The organism is Kitasatospora herbaricolor (assembly GCF_030813695.1).
GTDB lineage: Bacteria > Actinomycetota > Actinomycetes > Streptomycetales > Streptomycetaceae > Kitasatospora > Kitasatospora herbaricolor.
This window is the reverse complement of sequence record NZ_JAUSVA010000002.1, coordinates 8,339,103-8,357,549: the sequence shown is the minus strand read 5'-3', so window position 1 is coordinate 8,357,549 and position 18,447 is coordinate 8,339,103. Positions and strand designations below refer to the sequence as shown.

Here is an 18,447-nt window from a genome sequence, read left to right as displayed (position 1 = left end):
CAGCTCCCGGGGCTGACCGCCGAAGCGCGTCCGGTGTCCGTGGGCCAGTGACTGGAAGCGCATTTTTTGGAAGCGCTTCCAGTCTTGGCCACAGCCACCCGTCGCTGCCGGGCAATCGTGGATCCCCCATCAAGACTGTGTCAAGGGCAGTGCAGCAACTTGCCCTTCACGCGGATGTCGAAGCCGTATACAGTCCATACCGGAAGCGCTTCCGGACATGCGTCGACCCGACAGGTCGAGGGAGCTACCCTCCTGAGGTACCGAGATCGGGGAGAGACGCCGTGACAGACGAATCGATGCGCCGACGGCCGACCCTGGACGAGGTGGCCGAGCGCGCGGGCGTCTCGCGCACCGCCGCGTCCAGGGTGCTCAACAACGCGCCCCACGTCAGCCGCGACAAACGCGAGGCCGTGCAACGCGCGATCAGGGAGCTGGGCTACGTGCCCAACCCCACCGCGCGCGCACTGGCGACGCAGCAGGCGGGCGCGGTGGCCCTCATCGTGGCCGGCGACGACCCCGCGGTCTTCGCCGACCCGTTCTTCGGCCAGGTCGTCGCCGGCGCCGCCACCGTGCTGGAGGAGACCGATCTCCACCTGATGCTCTGTCTGGCCACTTCCGCCCGGGGCCAGTTGCGGGTGCAGCAACTGCTGCACACCCGCGCCGTGGACGGCGTCATGCTGATGGCGCTGCGCGAGGGCGACCCGCTGACACGGCTCGCCCTCGACGCGGACATCCCCGCCGTCTTCGGTGGCCGGCCGCTCGGACAGGACGTTCCCTCCTTCGTGGACGTGGACAACGTCGGCGGAGCCCGGGCCGCGACCGAGCACCTGATCTCCCTCGGCCGCACACGCATCGCGATGATCACCGGACCGCTGGACACCGACGTCAGCCGCGCCCGCCACCGCGGCTACCGCGAAGCCCTCACCCTGGCCGGGCTCACCCCGCACGGCGAGGAACCCGGCGACTTCACCGAACTCGGCGGGATCACCGCCATGGAGGCCCTCCTGGCCCGGCACCCGGACACGGACGCCGTCTTCGCCGCCAACGACAACATGGCGGCGGGCGCGCTGCGAGCCCTGCGCCGCGCCGGCCGCGCGGTGCCCGGCGACACCGCCGTGATCGGATTCGACGACCTGCCGGTCGCCGAGGTCTCCGACCCGCCGCTCACGACGATCCACCAGCCCATCCAGGCCCTCGGCCGGGAGATGACCCGGATGCTCCTGACCCTCGTCGCGGGCGGGAGCCCGAGCCCACTGCTCCTGCCCACCCGGCTGGTCCGGCGCGAATCCGCCTGACGTCGTCGACGCGGCCGGAAGGCCCTTCTCCGAGAACTCGGAGTGCCGCCACCGATGCACCCGCCGACGCCGCCTTCTCCCCCCGTCGCGCCGACACCCCGGGGCTGCACCGGCTCGCCCTGTTCATGCTGGGCGCCTCCGTCGTGCTGCTGACGGTGGTCCTGCTGGACCACTCCCTGCGCCGGACCGGCAGCGGACCCGATCCCACCCCGGGTACCGGCTCCAGCACGGGCTCCGCCCCGGCGGACCGGCAGGACGCGGTACGCCCCTGATGCCTGCCTGACGAATGAGGGCACCGTCGACGCGCGAGGAACGGCTGCCGAGCGCGGGGTGGCGGGGCAACGGAGGGCGGCCCAGGGCACCTTGCGGCTTCACGGTGGGATGCGCTGCGGCCGGACCGCCTCACCGAACGCCAGCGGCCCGGCCGCACCCTGCTGGCAGCCGCCTGCTGCCCGTTGCCTGCCTCCGGGCTAGCGCGGCACGTCCGCGCCCTTGGCCCAGTGCCGGTCGAAGTACGAGCGGAAGTAGGCCGCCGCCTCACTGCCCTCGATGCGCATGCCGGCCACCCGGTCGTCGGTGGTGAAGGCGAGGAACACCGCATCACCCATGATGGCCATGCTCATCAGGTCGGCCTCGATCGGCCAGCTCACCTCCCTGATGTGATACCTGCTCAAGTCCCGGGTGTCCTGCCGGTGCCGCGCGGTCCAGCGCGCGTACTCCGGCGACGGACCCGAGCAGAACAGCCGGCGCACGGAGCCACCCTGCTCGGCCCAGAGGAGCACGGCCCGGAAGTATGCGGCGAAGGCCGGCGTCGACTCACTGAAACTGTCGGGAGTCCCGATCCTCATGTACCAGGTGTCGAGATGGCTGGGATTGTGCTTGCGCAGGTAATCGGTGGCCGCCCGGTAGAACTCGGCGGCATCCCGGTAGTGCTCCACCCGGGAGAACGCCGCGGAACTGAACTCTCGCCGCAGCAGCGCCAACTCGGAGCGCAGATCGGCGATCTCCCCTTGCGTCCCCTTCAGCGGCAGCAGCAGCCGCAGGATCGCGTAGACCGCCGCGAACAGGAACGGCATCAGCCAGGCCGGCGGCACGTCGAACACCGCCGCGACGGTCGACCCGAGAACGACCAGCGCGCAGGCGACGGTGAACCCCCGCTCCTCCCACCGGTCGATCAGGCTGCCTGCATTCGGTGCTCCTTGCGGATGAGCCATGAATCCCCCCACGCCACTCTTCGACAGGTGGTCAGATCATAGGTCTGGCAAGGCAGTTAGAGCCGAAGGCGCGTCGAACCCGCTGAAGGCCGGGGCCCGCCGCGCTTCGACCTGCCGCGGGCAAGGGTCGCGCCGACGAGGAGGTTCCAGCCGCCGCCGGTGGCCTGCACGGCGGTCCGGATGAACAGGGAGGTCTCCAGACTCGCCGCCTGCCGGGCCGTGCAACTTTGCGGGCACGGCCCGCGGCGCCGCGGTCCCGGGTGGCGGCCCGGGGACGGACAGGCTGTGGGCCCCGCGCCTGTCCGGTGTTCGCGCTCCGGTGCCGGCACGCGGCCGCCGCGAGCAGCGCTCCGGCGCCGGCGACGGCGGGGACGGGGCTCTCGACGCCATGCGGCCCGGCCCCGACGGACGCCGGGTGTGCTCCCGGCTACGGGCCGCCGGCAGCGACGCCGGGATCCTCATCGCCACCGCCTGACCGAGGGCACTGGATCGGGCAGCACATCCCCGCCGCAACCACGCACGGGGCCGCCGACCCGGCGGCTCGACCGGCTCACCCCTCGGTGAGGGCGTCCCGGTCGTCCGGCCGGAGGACGGGTGCGGCGGCCCGTCCGTCGCCGGCGGTGGCTGCGAGGCTGCCGAGGAGCTTGACCCGTTCCTCGGTCGGGGAGCCCGCCTCGCTCGTGTAGGCGTACAGGGTCCAGCCGGGGTGATCGGGCAGCTCGACACCCTCGTAGACGAATTCGAGGTCGCCGACGTCGGGGTGGTGGATGTGCTTGGTGCCGGTGCGGTGCAGACGGACGGCGTGGGCCGCCCAGCGGCTGCTGAAGGCGTCGCTGCGGGCCGCGAGTTCCCCGATGAGGTCGGTCAGGTCCTTGTCGCGCGGGTTGCGTCCCACGGCCGTCCGCAGGTTCGCGGCGGAGGCGTCCGCGGCGCGCTCCCACTGCGGGTAGAAGGTGCGGGCGGCGGGGCAGAGGAAGATGAACCGCGCGCCGTTGTTCCGGGCGTCCGGGTCCTCCAGCAGCGGGGCGAGCAGGGCCCGGGCGAGCGGGTTGGTGGCGAGGATGTCGCCCCGCTGGTTGACGATCCATGCGGGTGCGCCCGTGATCGCGTCGAGGAAGCGCTGGAGCGAGGACCGGACCGTCGATCGTGGAGGGCCGGAGCGGCGTCGGCCCGGTGAGGGGTTCGCCGCCCTGGCGAGGTCGTGCAGGTGCTCGGTCTCCGCCTCGTCGAGGCGCAGCGCCCGGGCGAGGGCGTCGAGCACCTCGGGAGAGACGCCGGCGAGGTTCCCGCGTTCCATCTTCGCGTAGTAGTCGCTGCTCATACCCGCGAGCATGGCGACCTCCTCGCGGCGCAGCCCGGGCAGGCGTCGACGGCCGCCACCGACGATCCCCGCCTGCTCGGGGGTGATCCGGTCGCGTCGTGTGCGCAGGAAGTCCCGCACCTCGGCCTGGTTGTCAATGCCGTCCACGGTACGGCCCGTCGGGGATCTGTAGGAGTGACTGCCAGTACACGTACAAGCCGTCCCTCGCGCCCTCTGCGGGCCGGTGCTGGAATGGCGCCGTCGGGGAGGTCCGAACCCTTCGGACCGCAGAACCCTTCGGACCGCCGAACGCCGGCCGCCGGCCCGTAGCCGGTCACGCATTGTCACCACGAGGAACGGGACACACGATGAGCCAGGACCAGAAGCCCGGACGGGTCGCCGTCATCACCGGGGCCTCCTCCGGCATCGGCGCCGCGACCGCCCGGTCCCTGCACGCGAGGGGCTACCGGGTGGCGCTTCTCGCCCGCCGCAAGGACCGCATCGAGTCCCTCGCCGACGAGCTCGGCGACGGTGCGATCGCCTGCTCCGCCGACGTCACCGACCGTGACACCCTGGTGGCGGCGGCGGAACGGGTGAAGCGGGAGTTCGGCGGTACGGACGTGCTGGTGAACAACGCCGGGGTCATGCTGCTCGGACCGTTCTCCGCCGAGCGGCGCGACGACTACCGCACCATGATCGAGGCCAACCTGCTCGGGGCGATCACGGCCACCGAGGTGTTCCTCGACCAGCTCAAGGACGGCGGCGGCGACCTGATCAACATCTCCTCCGTCGCCGGCCGGATCGCCAACGTCGGCAGCGGCGTGTACGCGGCCACCAAGTTCGGCATCAACGGCTGGTCGGAGTCGCTGCGCAAGGAACTGCTGCCCGACGTCCGCGGCACCGTGATCGAGCCCGGTGTCGTCGCCACCGAGCTGCCCACCCACATCACCCACGAAGCGACCCGCCAGAGCGCCCGGCAGCTCTACGACGTCGCCGAGGTCACCGCCGAGGACGTAGCCGAGGTCATCACCTTCGCCCTCGGGCGCCCCCGGCACCTGGCCGTCCACGAGATCCTGCTCCGCCCCGCCGGCCAGGTGCTCTGATCCGCGCGCACCCGGCCGCACCCGGCGCTCGCCGCACCGGCATCGACCGCCAAACGAAAAGGACCTTCCCGTGAAGCACATCCACCTGCGCGACCTGGACGTCTCCCGCATCGGCCTTGGAGCCATGGGCATGTCCCACGGCTACACCGGCGCCGGCACCGACGACGCGGAGTCCGTCCGCACCGTCCACCGTGCCCTGGACCTGGGCGTCACCCTCGTGGACACCGCCGAGGTCTACGGCCCCTACACCAACGAGGAGCTGGTGGGCCGCGCGGTCAGGGGCCGCCGGGACGAAGTGGTGCTCGCCACCAAGTTCGGCCTGATCTCCCACACCGGCCGCCCCGGTGCCTGCGACAGCAGCCCGGCCAACGTCCGTGCCGCCGTCGAGGGCTCCCTCACCCGCCTGGGCACCGACCGCATCGACCTCTACTACCAGCACCGCGTGGACCCGGGCACGCCGATCGAGAAACCGTCGGCGCGCTGGCCGAACTGGTGGCCGAGGGCAAGATCCGGCACATCGGCCTCTCGGAGGCCGGCCCCGACACCATCCGCCGCGCCCACGCCGTCCATCCGATCACCGCGGTGCAGTCCGAGTACTCGCTGTTCACCCGCGACCCCGAGGCCCGCGTCCTGCCCGTGCTGCGGGAACTGAACATCGGCTTCGTGCCCTTCTCCCCGCTCGGGCGCGGCTTCCTGACCGGCGCCATCCGCTCCACGGGCCAGTTCGACCCCACCGACTTCCGCGCCGACAACCCTCGCTTCACGGGCGAGAACTTCCGGCACAACCTGCGCCTGGCCGACCAGGTCGCCGCCACCGCCACCGAGATCGGAGCGACCCCGGCGCAGGTCGCGCTGGCCTGGCTGCTCGCCCAGGGCGACTTCATCGCGCCCATCCCCGGCACCCGCCGCGTGGCCCGGGTCGAGGAGAACGCCGGTGCCGACGCCGTCCACCTGACCGAGGACCAGCTCGCCCGGCTCGGCAGCCTGCCCCCGGCCGCCGGCGACACCCACAACGAGGCCGGCATGCGGATGATGGAGCGGTGACGACCGGGACCGACCCGCGCACCGCGCCGGACCTCGTCGGCCGCCACGCCCCGAGCCCGCCGACCTCATCGGCGGCGTCCTGTTCGCCGACGTCCGCCGGCGCCCCGACCTGTCCCGGCGCGCACGGCCTGATCACCGTCGCCGCCCCGGTCGCCCTCGGGCGCGACGCCCCCAGCTGCCCGGCCACCTGCACCGCGGCCTCGACAAGGCCTGCCCCCGCGAACGCGCCGAGGCGATCACGCACCTCGCCCTCCAGGGCGGGCGGCCCGCCGCCATGAGCGCCACCGCCGTCCTGGCCCCGCCCCCTTGACCACCCGTCGTTCCAGGAGAGTCCCATGCAGTACGTCACCCTGAACAACAGCGTCCAGATGCCGATCCTCGGCTTCGGCGTCTACCAGATCCCCGCCGACCGGACCGAGCAGGCCGTCACCGACGCCCTCGCGGCCGGCTACCGCCTGCTGGACACCGCGGCCGCCTACGGCAACGAGGAGGCCGTCGGCCGCGCGATCAGGAACAGCGGCATCCCCCGCGCCGACCTGTTCGTCACCACGAAGCTGTGGGTCCAGGACGCTCCCGCCGAGGAGAACACCCGCCGCGCCCTGGAGTCCTCCCTGGCCGCGCTGGGCCTGGACCACGTCGACCTGTACCTGATGCACCAGCCCTACGGCGACGTCTACGGCCAGTGGCGCGCCATGGAGGCCGCCCTGCGCGAGGGCCTCGCCAGGGCGATCGGTGTCGCCAACTTCCACCCCGACCGGCTGCTGGACCTGGTCCTCAACAACGAGACCACCCCGCAGGTCAACCAGATCGAGACCCACCCCTTCTTCCAGCGCGACCCCGACCACGCCCTGATGCGCGAGCACGGCGTCCAGCACCAGGCATGGGGCGGCTTCCCCGAAGGCAGGAACGACCTGTTCACCCACCCCGTCCTCAGCAAGATCGCCGAGGCGCACGGCAGGTCCGTCGCCCAGGTCGTGCTCCGCTGGCTGATCCAGCGCGAGATCGTGACCATCCCCAAGTCCGTCAACGCCGACCGGATGGCGCAGAACATCGACGTCTTCGACTTCCGCCTCACCGACGAACAGATGGCCGCCGTCGCCGCCCTGGACACCGGCACGACCCTCTTCTTCGACCACCACGACCCCGAGATGGTCGCCTGGCTCAGCAAGCGCCGCCTGGACAGCTGAGCCCCAGGAACAGGTACGGGAGGTAGCGTAGGCCCGGAATCCGCCGGGCCTCACCGTTCGTGCCGAGGCGGGTCGGATCTACCGGGGGAAGAGCCGGTCGACGTAGCAGTTGCGGAACTTCCCCGCGGGGTCGGACGTGGCCATCAGCTCCCCGAAGCTTTCGAAGCGGGGGTACAGCGCGCGGATCGCCTCCGGCGCGGTGCCGTGGACCTTGCCCCAGTGCGGTCGCGCGCCGAACGGCTCCAACGCTGCTTCGACCGCCCGCACGGCCTCCCGCACGGCGGTGGGCTCCGGGTGCCAGGTGAAGTGGAACGCGACGCAGTCACGCTCGAAGGCCGGGCTGAGCCACAGGTCGTCGCCGGCCACGGTGCGGATCTCGCTGATCTGCAGGGGCGGGCTGATCTGCTCCCTGACGGCGTCCAGGGCGTCGAAGGCGGCCGTGGCGTCCGAGCGGTGCACGAAGTACTCCGACTGCAGCTCGTCGCCGCTGCTGGGTGTGAAGTCCAGCCGGAAGTGCGGCAGTCGGGCGTGCCACGGCCCCATGACCCCGAGCTGCTCGGTGCAGGGCTCGGGTTCCAGGCCCGGGACGGGGTGGCGCGGGCCGTCGGCGAGCGTGGCGTCCAACCAGGTCGCCGGAGCCGTCCCGGTGCCGGTGCTCTTCAGCCACACCTGGTTGATCCGGTCGTCCCGCCAGTCGGTGAAGAGGCTGACGCTGTACGCCGCGGCCAGCACCTCGTCGAAGCGCTCGCGCAGCAGGGCGGCCGGCAGGTTCTCGTACACCCACTGCCGAAGGCCGAACGCGGGCACCAGGTCCAGCGTCAGCCGGGTCACGACACCGAGGGCACCCAGCGCCACCACCGAGCCCGCGAAGCCGCTGTCACCCCGGCCGATCGTCCTCAGGGTCCCGTCGGCCGCCACGAGTTCGAGCGACCGCACCGCGGTGGCGATGCAGCCGTTCGTGACACCGGATCCGTGGGTGCCGGTCGCGCAGGCGCCGGCGATCGAGATGTGCGGCAGGGACCCGAGGTTGTGGAAGGCGAAGCCCGCACGGTCCACCGCGGCGGTGACCTCCCCGAACCGCAGGCCCGCCGACACGGTGACGCCCGCGGTCCGCTCGTCGATGTCGATCACGGGTGGCAGACCGGCCACCGAGACGAGATCGCCCTCGGTGTCCGCGACGGTGTTGAACGAATGGCCGGTACCCAGAGCGCGGACCGACCGGCTCGAACCGACGATCCGCCGCAGCTCGTCGACGGACTCGGGCCGGTGGAACCGTTCGGCACCGAAGGCGATGTTCCGGGCCCAGTTCGTCCTGGCCACTGTCATGGGACGGGTCCTCCGTTGCTCGGGGTTCCTCGAAGCCGCACGCCGGCCACCGGCGACGCTCACCGCGCGCGATCGCTCGGCGGGGGCGGGCGAAGCCGAAAGGATATCCAGGGCGTCGGTCCCGGCCCCCCGAAGAACTGGACGGACCGGGAGTGTTCACGCACGCGGCCGACCCCGGCCCGGGTCGTCCGCCTCGGGCGCGACGAGGACCAGGAGCGGAAGCCGGTCGGGACGGTGGGAGCCCCGCCGCCGGGACGGGGCCGGTGGTGGGGCCGACGAGGATGCCGGCCGCCGAGCGACCGCGGCGGCCGGGCGTTCCGACGGGCGAGGGAGGGGAACGACTCACGGGCCCTGCGGCGGGTGGGGACCGTAGTGGAGTGACGGGCGTTCCGCGCGTGGGGGCACTCAGGCCGGTCGCGGGCAGCGGAGCGCGGCACCGAAGCGCACCGGGACGCCCGGGGAGTACAGGACGCTGACCGGCGGCCCCATGACCTCGATCCCGGCCGCCTGGACCAGACCGTCGGCCAGGAAGGTGAGTTCCGCCTCGTGCAGCGGCCAGGGCGGGTGCTCGGTGGGCAGGTAGACGGTGCGGCCGAACCGGTCGACGTGCAGTCCCCAGCGGGCGGTGAGGAAGGCAGCCAGCGGGCCCGGGCGGGCGAGCGGGTGCCCGATGCGCGCGGTGAGCACGCTGCCGGGCCCGCCGCAGCGGGCACGGGTGGTGACGGCCACGGTGCCGTCGTCGACGGCGAGGCGGGCCGACGCCCAGCGGTAGGGCAGCCGGAAGGCCGCCCGGGCGACCAGGACGGGCAGCAGCCGCTCGCACTCCAGCGACCGGAAGACGACACCGCGCCGGCCGAGGCCGTCCACCGAGTAGAGCCTGACGTTGACCTCCGTGAAGGAGCCGAAGTAGGGGACGGCCCCGAGGCGGCCGAGGCCGAGGCCCTCCATGCCGAAGGAGACCAGGCCCACCCAGCTGGTGCCGTTCCAGACGTCCGGCACGACGCCCGGTGGCAGCAGGGGTGCGACGGCCGCCGGGCTGACCGGCCAGTGCACGAAGAGCACGTGGCGCCAGTACTGGGAGAGCAGCGGGCGGCCGGTACCGCGGGGCGGCACCGCGCTGACGGGTTCGAGGGCGACCACGGGCTGCTCCTGGGCTCGGAGGACGCGGGCGGGCCGGCCCGCACGTCCCATGCTCCTCAGGTCGGCACGCGGCTGCTGCTTGCATCATTCGTGCACGGGATCCCGGGCACCGGGCGCGGTGTCCGGCGCCTCCCGCGCGCCGGCGGCCCGACCCGGGCAGCGCGTCACCGACGCCGCCCACGGACCCTTCCGTCCGTGGGCGCGTCGGTGTCGGAACGGGGTTCCGGCGGCCGCGCGGCGGCTCGTCTCAGCAGCGGGACCGTGGGGCCGACCGCGACGCCGCCGTCCAGGGTCCACGTCCGGCACGGTTGCCGCCGCGCCGGACGGGCGGACGAGCGGCGATCCGATCCCCGAGAGCCCGAGGTGGTGACGTGAAGGACCTCTCAGCACTGGCAGCCGGCATGTCCGGCTCCGCCGGATCAGCGCCACCGCCGCGCTGATCGCCGTACCCACCATGGTGGCGGGGAACTACGGGATGAACTTCGACCACATGCCGGAACTCGCCTGGACCTTCGGGTACCCGCTGGTGGTGGGCGTGACGTTCATGGTGTGCGCGGGCCTCTGGGTCCACCTGCGGCGCCGGGGGTGGCCCTGGCGGCCGGCGGAGGCGTGCTGGTCCTGGTGGGCGTGGCCCTGCTGGTGCTTACCGGCCCCGGGCTGCTGCTGGTGTTCGCCGGCCTGCTGCTGTCCCGAGCCGTCCCGGCCCTGGCCCGGTACGTCGAGCCGGTACGGGCACGGGCGATGCAGGGGGCCGAGGCCGGCGTCGCCTCAAGGTGGCGGATCGCCGGATCGGTGCTGGCCGGTCTCGGTCTGCTCGGCGCGGGGGTGGCGTGGGCGCTGCTGCCGTGGCTGCCCTTCGCCGGCCGAGGCACCGGCTCCAGCCTGATCCTTTCGGGCGTCGTGCTGCTGGTCCTGCTGGCCTGGAGCCACCGCCGGGTCCGCGGCCGGCGCTCACGGCGGACCTGAGCGGCCCCCCGGCGGGGCCCCACACATTCCCGGATCCGCACCAGGGGTGTGACCGGGCGGGAACGGGGCAGCCGCGAAGCGGGGAGCGCGAACGACGGGACCGGCGCTCGGACGCCGACCCACGCACCCACCACGACACGACCCACCACGAGGAGGCGGCATGAGCGGCATCGAGATCTGGGAGTTCCGCGGCACGTCCGGCCACGTTTCCGGCACCGACCTGGTCGGCTTCCGCGTCGAAGCGACCGACGGCCACATCGGGAAGGTCGACAAGTTGTCCGAGGACGTGGGCTCCCAGTACCTGGTGGTGGACACCGGCCCGTGGATCTTCGGCAAGCACGTCCTGCTCCCCGCCGGCACCGTCGTGCGGGTCGACCGGGACGAGAAGAAGGTCCATGTGGACCGCACCAAGGAAGAGATCCGGGAGAGCCCGGAGTACGACACCGACAAGCACGACCCCGCCGACAGCCTGTACCGGGACGCGTACGCGAGCTACTACGGCCCCTACTACGGCGGCCCCGTCTGACCGGACCCGCCGTGCACGGCTGCGGGCCGCCACCTCCTCGGTGGCGGCCCGCAGCCGTACGCGCGTGCGGCTGCGGCAGGTGCCGCAGTGCGCTCCGGAGGAGTTCCGCCGGTGTCGTCGGCCGACGTCCCGCCCGCCGGTGGGCTTGGCGGGCCCGATCGGGGACAGACGACGGATCGTGCTGAGAATATTCTGGGTCGCCCTGCTGGGCTGCGCGGCCGTGGTCGCCGTCGCGATGAGTGTGCTGGTGTCGCCATGGTGGTGGTGGGCGGCCGGTCCGTCGGCTGCCGTGCTCCTCCTGGCCGTACGGGACCTGCTCCAGCGGCGGCACTCCGTCCTGCGGAACTACCCGGTGCTGGGCCATCTGCGGTTCGCGCTGGAGGCCGTTCGCCCCGAGTTGCAGCAGTACTTCGTGGAGCGCAACGTCGACGGTCGTCCCTTCGACCGTGACACCCGCAGCATCGTGTACGAGCGGGCCGAAGGAACCGATGCGGAGGAGCCGTTCGGCACCGAACTCGACCTGTACGCGGCCGGCCAGGAGTTCCTCGTCCCGTCGATGGCCCCGCGCGCGGTGCGCTCCGACCCGCCGCGCGTGCGGATCGGTGGCCCGGACTGCACCCGGCCGTACGACATGGCGCTGCTCAACGTCTCGGCGATGAGCTTCGGATCGCTGTCGGCCAATGCGGTGCTGGCTCTCAACACCGGTGCCGCGCTGGGCGGTTTCGCCCATGACACGGGCGAAGGCGGCCTCTCCGAGTACCACCTGCGCCCCGGCGGCGACCTCGTGTGGGAGATCGGCACCGGGTACTTCGGCTGCCGGACGAAGGACGGCGCCTTCGACGAGGCCGAGTTCGCCGCGAAGGCCGCCCACCCTCAGGTCAAGTGCGTGTCCCTGAAGCTCAGTCAGGGGGCCAAGCCCGGCATCGGGGGCGTGCTGCCCGGCCCGAAGGTCAACGCCGAGATCGCCGAGGTCCGGGGGGTGCCGCAGGGCCGAACCGTCGTCTCGCCGCCCTACCACCAGGTCTTCTCCACCCCACGGGAACTCGTCCGCTTCATCGCCCGGATGCGTGAACTGACCGACGGCAAGCCGGTCGGCTTCAAACTGTGCGTCGGCTCCCGCCGCCAGTTCCTGGCCGTCTGCAAGGCCATGCTGGAGGAGGACGTCACGCCGGACTTCATCGTCGTCGACGGCTCGGAAGGCGGCACCGGCGCCGCCCCCCTCGAATTCGCCGACAGCATGGGCATGCCCCTGACCGACGGTCTGCTGACCGTCCACAACGCCCTGCTGGGGACCGGGCTGCGCGACCGCGTCCGGATCGGCGTCAGCGGCAAGGTCGCCACCGGCAGCGACCTGGTCAAACGGCTCCTCCAGGGGGCCGACTACACCAACGCCGCACGCGCCATGATGTTCGCCGTCGGCTGCATCCAGGCGCAGCGCTGCCACACCAACACCTGCCCGACCGGCGTGACCACCCAGGACGCCCGCCGGGCCCGCGCCCTGGACGTCGGCGACAAGTCCCGGCGCGTGCACCGCTTCCAGGAGGCGACGGTCAAGAGCGCCCTGCAGCTCATGGCCGCCATGGGCGTCGACGACCCCTCCCAGCTGCGTCCGCACATGCTGCAGCGAAGGACGGACCCGCAGACCGTCCGCTCCTGGGCCGAGCTGTACCCGGAACTCAGCCCGGGACAGCTGATCGACGACGCCCCCGAGGCGTGGGTTCAGGACTGGCACGCAGCCGATCCCGACCACTTCACGGTGTAGCGGCCGCGCCCGCCCGAACTCCCCGAGCCTCTCCACCCCGCAACGAACCGGAGGAACCGCCTGTGGCACGCACCGTCGCCCATGTGATCGTCGACGCCCTGCAGGAACTCGGCGTGCGCCATGTGTTCGGCGTCGTCGGCGACGCGCTGAACCCGCTCACCGACGCCATCCGCTCCACCGAGGGCATCGACTGGATCGGCTGCCGCCACGAGGAGGCCGCCGCCTTCGCCGCAGGCGCCCAGTCCCAGTTGTCGGGGACCCTGGGCGTGTGCATGGGCACCGTCGGCCCCGGCTCCGTCCACCTGCTCAACGGCCTCTACGACGCCGCCAAGAGCCGCACCCCCGTCCTCGCCATCGCCGGACAGGTGCCGCTCGCCGAACTGGGCGGCGACTACTTCCAGGAGGTCGACAACGACCTGCTCTTCCGCGACGTCGCCGTCCACCGGACGACCGTCACCTCCCCCGACCAGATGCCGCGGATGCTCGAAGCCGCCGTGCGAGCGGCGATCAGCGAGAACGCAGTGGCCGTCCTCACGGTGCCCGGCGACCTCGGCGACCGCGAAGCGACCGACGACCGCCCCGCCCGCTTCCCCCGCGCCCACCCCGTCACCCGCCCGGACGAGTCGGGCATCCGCGAGGCCGCCGACCTCATCAACGCCGGCGGCAAGGTCACCCTGCTCGTCGGCCGCGGCGCACGCGACGCCCGTGACGCGGTCTTGACCCTGGCCGAACGGCTGGCCGCGCCGATGGTCCTCACCCTCAAGGCCAAGGAGGGCTTCGAGGGGGAGAACCCGTACCAGGTGGGCCAGACCGGCCTGATCGGCAACCCCGCCGCCGTCCACGCGCTGGACTCCTGCGACACCCTGGTCATGCTCGGCACCGACTTCCCCTACCGGGACTGGTACCCCACCGGCTGCAAGGTCGTCCAGATCGATGTCCGGGAGAGCAACCTCGGGCGACGGACACCGATCGACACCGGACTTGCGGGCGACGTCGGCGCGACCCTCCAGGCGCTGCTCCCCCACCTGGACGCCGCCGAGGACCGCTCCCACCTGGACGCCGCCCGCCGGCGCTTCGAGGACTGGCGCGTCGGACAGCGGCGCCTCGCCGACCCCGGCCACGACCAGCACGGCCTGGGACGGCTGCGCAGTGCTCTGGACAACCGCGGCGGCGACGTCCGTCCCGAGGCGCTGGCCGCCGCCGTGAACGCCTGCGCGAGCGACGACGCGATCTTCACCTCCGACACCGGCATGGCCACCGTCTGGCTCTCCCGGTTCGTCACCCTGCACGGGCAGCGGCGCCTGCTCGGTTCCTTCAACCTGGGCTCGATGGCCAACGCCATGCCGCAGGCCCTCGGCGCCCAGCTCTGGGCACCGGACCGGGAGGTCGTCGCCTTCTGCGGCGACGGCGGCCTGAGCATGCTGCTCGGCGACCTCATGACCATCAAGGCGTACCGGCTGCCGGTCAAGCTCGTGGTCTTCGACAACCGCCGGCTGGGCATGGTCGAACTCGAACAGGAACAGACCGGGCTGGCCGAGTTCGGGACCGAGCTGGACAACCCCGACTTCGCAGCCGTCGCCACCGCCCTCGGGATCACCGGCATTCGCGTCACCGACCCCGCCGACCTCCAGGAGAGCGTCCGCCGCGCCTTCGCCACGCCGGGCCCCGTCCTGCTGGACGTGCTCACCAACCCCCGGGAGCTAGCCGTCCCCGGCAGGCCGACGCTCCAGCAGGGCTGGGGATTCGCCGTCGCCAAGGTGAAGGAGGTACTGCACAAGGGCCAAGCGGGGTGAGGGCCTGCGGCGTGCCCCCCGCCCCGGGGGGCACGTTCGGGCCGGGACGCCCCGTCAGGCCAGCGCCTCCCCCAGGCGCCGGGAGACCACCGGCAGCTCCCGCACCCGCAGGCCGGTCGCGTGGTGCACGGCGTTGGCGACGGCCGCGGCCGTGCCGACGATCCCGATCTCCCCGATGCCCTTCGACCCGAGCGGGCTGACGTGGGTGTCCTCCTCCTCGACCCAGTAGGCCTGCACGTCCGGCACGTCCGCGCTCACCGCCACGTGGTACGAGGCGAGATCGCGCTCCGTGTGGTCGCCGAAGCCCGGGTCCATCGTGGACTCCTCCAGCAGGGCCATCGAGGCCCCCATCACCATGCCGCCCACCAGTTGTGAGCGCGCCGTGCGGACGTTGAGGATCCGCCCGGCGGCGAACACCCCGAGCAGCCGGCGCAGGCGCACCTCCCCGCTGTCGGTGTCCACCTGGACCTCCGCGAACTGCGCGCCGAACGCGTGCCGGGCGAACTCCGTCCCCCGCCCGACGAGCTCCCGGGTGTCGGCCCGTTCGGACAGGCCCCGCGCGGGGACCGGCGCTCCCCCGGCCAGGCGGCCCCGGAGCCGGGTCGCGGCCTCGTGCACCGCCCAGCCCCAGGACGAGGTCCCGCTGGAGCCCCCGGCGACCGAGCCGTACGGCAGGTCGGTGCGTCCGACCTCGATCCGGACCCGATCCGACGGCACGGCGAGCACCTCGGCGGCGACCAGGGCCAGTACCGTCCGGGCCCCCGTCCCGATGTCGGCGGCGTTCACCCGGACCAGGTACCCGCCGTCCGGCTCGGCCCGCACCTCGGCCGAGGAGGGGGCGATCAGCACCGGGTAGGTCGACGCGGCAACCCCCGTGCCGACCAGCAGCCGGCCCTCGCGCCGGACACCCGGCCGCGGGTCCCGGCCCGCCCAGCCGAAGCGCCGGGCGCCCTCGCGCAGGCAGGCCGTCAGGCTGCGGCTGGAGAACGGCTTCCCGCTGTCCGGTTCCACCTCGGGCTCGTTGCGCAGCCGCAGCTCCACCGGGTCCAGCCCGCAGGCCGACGCCAGCTCGTCCATCGCCGACTCGAGGGCGAACATGCCAGGGGCCTCGCCGGGCGCCCGCATCCACGACGGTGTCGGCACGTCCTGCCGCACCACCCGGTGGGTGGTCAGGGAGACGGCGGAGCGGTACATCACCCGGGCGGGCACCGCCGCCTGTTCGACGAACTCCTTCAGCGTCGAGGACCTGGTCAGGATCTCGTGCGCCAACGCCTCGATCCGCCCGTCCCGGCCGGCCGCCAGCCGCACCCGCTGCACGGTCGGTGCCCGGTGGCCGACCAGCGCGGGCAGCTGCGCCCGCGGCAGGGCGAGCCGGACCGGCCGCCCGACCACCCGGGCCGCCATGGCGGCCAGCACCACGTTGGGCCGCGCCGTGCCCTTGGACCCGAAGCCCCCGCCGACATGCTCGTTCACCACCAGCACCTGGTCCTCCGGCAGCCCGAACAGCGTCGCGAGGGTCTTGCGGACCCCGTGGCCGCCCTGGCTGGAGTCGTGGACGGTCAGCCGGTCGCCCTGCCATTCGGCGGTGGAGGCGTGCGGCTCCATCGGGTGGTTGTGCAGCGGGCCGATCCGGTAGGTGGCGTCGATCCGCAGCTCGGCGGCGGCGTAGGCGGCCCCGAAGTCGCCGCGCACCCGGTCCGCGGGGTGGCCCCCGTTGGCCTCCTCCGGTGCGTAGACGCCCGGGTGGTCCTCCACCAGTGTCACGTCGTGCGGCTCCTCGGCGTACTCCACCCGCACCTGCGCGGCGGCGTGCCGGGCGGCCTCCGGCGTCTCGGCGACGACCAGCGCCACGATCTGGCCTCGGTGCGCCACCCGGGCGGACTGCAGCACCGCCAGCGTGGGGTCTCCGGCGTCGGCGAGCCGCGGCGCGTCCAGGTGGGTCAGGACGGCGAGCACGCTCCGGTCGGCCGGGCCCGGGTCGACGGCCGTGACCTCGCCGCGGGCGACGGTGGCCGGCACCGGGCAGGCGTGCACGGCGCCGGGCGGGCGACGGTCGTCGGCGTACCGGGCCGCGCCGGTCACCTTGGCGCGGCCCTCCAGACGGACGTGGTCGGTCATCGGACGCTCTCCAGGGCGAGGTCGGACAGGACGCGCACCGCCAGGTTGCGGGCCAGCGGCACCTTGTGGCCGTTGTCGCGCAGCGGCCGGGCGGCGGCCAGTTCGGCCTCCGCGGCGGCCCTGAAGGACGCTTCGTCGGCGGAGGCGCCGAGCAGCATCGCCTCGGCGGTCCGGGCCCGCCACGGCTTGGCCGCGAGCCCGCCGAAGGCGATCCCCACCCGCTCCACCCGGCTCCCCCGGACGACGAGCACGGCGGCCACCGAGGCCAGCGCGAAGGCGTAGGACGCCCGGTCGCGGGCCTTGCGGTAGGCGGACCGGGCACCGGGGGCAGGCGGCGGCAGGGTGACGGCGGTGATCAGCTCGCCGGGCAGCAGGCGGTGTTCCAGGTCGGGCCGGTCACCGGGGAGCCGGTGCAGGTCGGTGACGGGAAGGGTCCGGGCGCCGTCGGGGCCGAGCAGTTCGACCGTGGCGTCCAGCACGGCAAGGGCGACCGCCAGGTCGGACGGGTGGGTGGCCACGCAGTGCTCGGAGGCCCCGAGCACCGCGAGGTCGCGGTGGACGCCCTCGCGGGCCGGGCAGCCGGTGCCCGGCAGCCGCTTGTTGCACGGCTTGGCGGTGTCCTGGAAGTACGGGCAGCGGGTGCGCTGGAGCAGGTTCCCGGCGGTGGTCGCCACATTGCGCAGCTGGCCGGACGCACCCGCCAGCAGCGCCTGGGACAGCACCGGGTAGGACGCGCGCACCCGCGGGTCAGCCGCCAGGTCGGCGTTGCGTGCCAGGGCCCCGATCCGCAGGCCCCCGTCCCCCGTCGGCCCGATGTCGCGCAGCGGCAGCCGGCCGAGGTCGACCAGCAGCCGGGGCCGCTCCACGCCCAGCTTCATCAGGTCGACCAGGTTGGTGCCGCCGGCCAGGTAGCGGGCACCTGGGTCGGCCGCGAGCAGTTCAACCGCCTCGGCCACGCCGGTGGGCCGCAGGTAACCGAACTCCCTCACGGCGCCACCTCCAGCACGGCCCGGACGATGCCCGGGTAGGCGCCGCACCGGCAGATGTTGCCGCTCATCAGCTCGCGCACCGACGCCTCGTCCAGCCGTTCGGCCGCCCGCGCGGCCTCCGCGAGCAGGCCGACCGCCGAGCAGAGCTGCCCCGGGGTGCAGAACCCGCACTGGAAGGCGTCGTGGTCCAGGAAGGCCTGCTGCACCGGGTGCAGCTCCGCGCCGTCGGCCAGCCCCTCCACGGTGGTGACCGAGGCGCCGTCCAGGCTGACGGCCAGCAGCAGGCAACTGTTCACCCGCCGCCCGTCCACCAGCACTGTGCAGGCCCCGCACTGCCCGTGGTCGCAGCCCTTCTTCGGCCCGGTCAGCGCGAGGTGCTCGCGCAGCACGTCCAGCAGGGTGCACCGGTTGTCCAGCAGCAGGGTGCACGACTCGCCGTTCACCTCCAGGCGGGTCTGCGTCGCCGTGGTCCCGAGCATCGGCTCACCTCTCGTCCGGACAGTTCGTCGGATCAGCCGTCCCACCCCGTGCCCCACCCGACACCTCCACCCGCCGCCTACCACCGGTTCGCCGCGTCAGCGGGCGTGCCCGTGCCCGACGGGGCCCCGACGACCGGCGCCCGCGGCGGGCGCCCGGACCGCGTCCGGGCGCCGCCACCCCGGCCCGGCGCGCGGTTGGAGCCTG

Annotated in this window: 16 protein-coding genes and 2 pseudogenes; 11 read left to right on the top strand and 7 right to left on the bottom strand. The window is 73.4% G+C overall.

Annotation, left to right across the window (positions count from 1 at the left end):
* Positions 1-281: 281 nt before the first annotated feature.
* Together J2S46_RS36210 and J2S46_RS36205 are read left to right on the top strand one after the other, a co-directional pair.
* Entirely contained in the window at positions 282-1,295 is a 1,014-nt protein-coding gene (locus J2S46_RS36210; RefSeq protein ID WP_370882284.1) for a LacI family DNA-binding transcriptional regulator, read from the top strand.
* Positions 1,296-1,420: 125 nt separating this feature from the next.
* A complete protein-coding gene (locus J2S46_RS36205; protein WP_191293265.1) occupies positions 1,421-1,567 on the top strand; it encodes a hypothetical protein in 147 nt (48 codons plus the stop codon).
* A 198-nt stretch (positions 1,568-1,765) separates the two neighbouring features.
* On the opposite strand, the gene J2S46_RS36200 is transcribed toward J2S46_RS36205, so the two are convergent.
* Positions 1,766-2,509 carry a hypothetical protein gene (locus tag J2S46_RS36200; RefSeq protein ID WP_191293266.1) on the bottom strand — a complete coding sequence of 248 codons (744 nt, stop codon included), beginning with the start codon at positions 2,507-2,509 and terminating at the stop codon, positions 1,766-1,768.
* A gap of 319 nt (positions 2,510-2,828) precedes the next feature.
* On the opposite strand from J2S46_RS36200, the gene J2S46_RS40955 reads away from it, so the two are divergent.
* Positions 2,829-2,984: a response regulator gene (locus tag J2S46_RS40955; protein ID WP_191293267.1), complete on the top strand. Its 156-nt coding sequence runs from the start codon at positions 2,829-2,831 to the stop codon at positions 2,982-2,984.
* Positions 2,985-3,059: 75 nt separating this feature from the next.
* On the opposite strand, the gene J2S46_RS36190 is transcribed toward J2S46_RS40955, so the two are convergent.
* Positions 3,060-3,968 (bottom strand): helix-turn-helix transcriptional regulator, encoded by a 909-nt coding sequence (locus J2S46_RS36190; protein WP_191293305.1) that lies wholly within the window; start codon positions 3,966-3,968, stop codon positions 3,060-3,062.
* A 209-nt stretch (positions 3,969-4,177) separates the two neighbouring features.
* Between J2S46_RS36190 and J2S46_RS36185 the strand changes: the two genes are divergently transcribed.
* The 3 genes and pseudogenes from J2S46_RS36185 (at position 4,178) to J2S46_RS36175 (ending at position 7,143) form a co-directional block, all read left to right on the top strand.
* Entirely contained in the window at positions 4,178-4,912 is a 735-nt protein-coding gene (locus tag J2S46_RS36185) for an SDR family oxidoreductase (RefSeq protein WP_191293268.1), read from the top strand.
* 70 nt (positions 4,913-4,982) lie between these two features.
* A pseudogene (locus tag J2S46_RS36180) lies at positions 4,983-5,956 on the top strand (aldo/keto reductase).
* Positions 5,957-6,291: 335 nt separating this feature from the next.
* The gene (locus tag J2S46_RS36175; protein ID WP_191293269.1) at positions 6,292-7,143 is read left to right on the top strand and encodes an aldo/keto reductase; all 852 of its coding nucleotides are present in this window, start codon (positions 6,292-6,294) and stop codon (positions 7,141-7,143) included.
* Between the two features lie 78 nt (positions 7,144-7,221).
* Here the strand turns inward: J2S46_RS36175 and J2S46_RS36170 are convergent, their stop codons facing one another.
* Entirely contained in the window at positions 7,222-8,469 is a 1,248-nt protein-coding gene (locus tag J2S46_RS36170) for an FAD-binding protein (protein WP_191293270.1), read from the bottom strand.
* 405 nt (positions 8,470-8,874) lie between these two features.
* Complete coding sequence (locus J2S46_RS36165) at positions 8,875-9,609, bottom strand: YqjF family protein (protein ID WP_229913231.1); 735 nt, start codon at positions 9,607-9,609, stop codon at positions 8,875-8,877.
* Positions 9,610-10,063: 454 nt separating this feature from the next.
* Between J2S46_RS36165 and J2S46_RS40950 the strand changes: the two are divergent.
* From J2S46_RS40950 to J2S46_RS36140, 5 genes and pseudogenes are all read left to right on the top strand, one after another.
* Positions 10,064-10,129 (top strand): annotated as a pseudogene (locus J2S46_RS40950) (CorA family divalent cation transporter); the annotation flags it as partial.
* Positions 10,130-10,158: 29 nt separating this feature from the next.
* Complete coding sequence (locus J2S46_RS36155; RefSeq protein ID WP_229913232.1) at positions 10,159-10,575, top strand: hypothetical protein; 417 nt, start codon at positions 10,159-10,161, stop codon at positions 10,573-10,575.
* Positions 10,576-10,735: 160 nt separating this feature from the next.
* Complete coding sequence (locus tag J2S46_RS36150) at positions 10,736-11,101, top strand: PRC-barrel domain-containing protein (RefSeq protein WP_191293272.1); 366 nt, start codon at positions 10,736-10,738, stop codon at positions 11,099-11,101.
* A 178-nt stretch (positions 11,102-11,279) separates the two neighbouring features.
* The gene (locus J2S46_RS36145) at positions 11,280-12,863 is read left to right on the top strand and encodes an FMN-binding glutamate synthase family protein (protein ID WP_370882283.1); all 1,584 of its coding nucleotides are present in this window, start codon (positions 11,280-11,282) and stop codon (positions 12,861-12,863) included.
* Positions 12,864-12,925: 62 nt separating this feature from the next.
* Positions 12,926-14,656 carry a thiamine pyrophosphate-dependent enzyme gene (locus J2S46_RS36140; protein WP_191293273.1) on the top strand — a complete coding sequence of 577 codons (1,731 nt, stop codon included), beginning with the start codon at positions 12,926-12,928 and terminating at the stop codon, positions 14,654-14,656.
* Between the two features lie 54 nt (positions 14,657-14,710).
* Here the strand turns inward: J2S46_RS36140 and J2S46_RS36135 are convergent, their stop codons facing one another.
* Genes J2S46_RS36135 through J2S46_RS36125 form a run of 3 tightly spaced genes read right to left on the bottom strand, consistent with a single transcriptional unit; the run spans position 14,711 to position 18,242 of the window.
* Entirely contained in the window at positions 14,711-16,774 is a 2,064-nt protein-coding gene (locus J2S46_RS36135) for a xanthine dehydrogenase family protein molybdopterin-binding subunit (RefSeq protein ID WP_191293274.1), read from the bottom strand.
* Complete coding sequence (locus J2S46_RS36130) at positions 16,771-17,763, bottom strand: FAD binding domain-containing protein (RefSeq protein WP_191293275.1); 993 nt, start codon at positions 17,761-17,763, stop codon at positions 16,771-16,773. Before J2S46_RS36130 ends, J2S46_RS36135 begins: the two co-directional genes overlap by 4 nt.
* Positions 17,760-18,242 (bottom strand): (2Fe-2S)-binding protein, encoded by a 483-nt coding sequence (locus J2S46_RS36125; protein ID WP_191293276.1) that lies wholly within the window; start codon positions 18,240-18,242, stop codon positions 17,760-17,762. The genes J2S46_RS36130 and J2S46_RS36125 overlap by 4 nt, the downstream gene beginning before the upstream one ends.
* Between the last annotated feature and the right edge of the window lie 205 nt (positions 18,243-18,447).

Excerpts from the sequence above, each read along its gene's own strand:
- J2S46_RS36205 (WP_191293265.1), top strand. The coding sequence starts at position 1,421 with ATGCTGGGCGCCTCCGTCGTGCTGCTGACGGTGGTCCTGCTGGACCAC.
- J2S46_RS36200 (WP_191293266.1), bottom strand. The coding sequence starts at position 2,509 with ATGGCTCATCCGCAAGGAGCACCGAATGCAGGCAGCCTGATCGACCGG.
- J2S46_RS36185 (WP_191293268.1), top strand. The coding sequence starts at position 4,178 with ATGAGCCAGGACCAGAAGCCCGGACGGGTCGCCGTCATCACCGGGGCC.
- J2S46_RS36175 (WP_191293269.1), top strand. The coding sequence starts at position 6,292 with ATGCAGTACGTCACCCTGAACAACAGCGTCCAGATGCCGATCCTCGGC.
- J2S46_RS36170 (WP_191293270.1), bottom strand. The coding sequence starts at position 8,469 with ATGACAGTGGCCAGGACGAACTGGGCCCGGAACATCGCCTTCGGTGCC.
- J2S46_RS36150 (WP_191293272.1), top strand. The coding sequence starts at position 10,736 with ATGAGCGGCATCGAGATCTGGGAGTTCCGCGGCACGTCCGGCCACGTT.
- J2S46_RS36135 (WP_191293274.1), bottom strand. The coding sequence starts at position 16,774 with ATGACCGACCACGTCCGTCTGGAGGGCCGCGCCAAGGTGACCGGCGCG.
- J2S46_RS36125 (WP_191293276.1), bottom strand. The coding sequence starts at position 18,242 with ATGCTCGGGACCACGGCGACGCAGACCCGCCTGGAGGTGAACGGCGAG.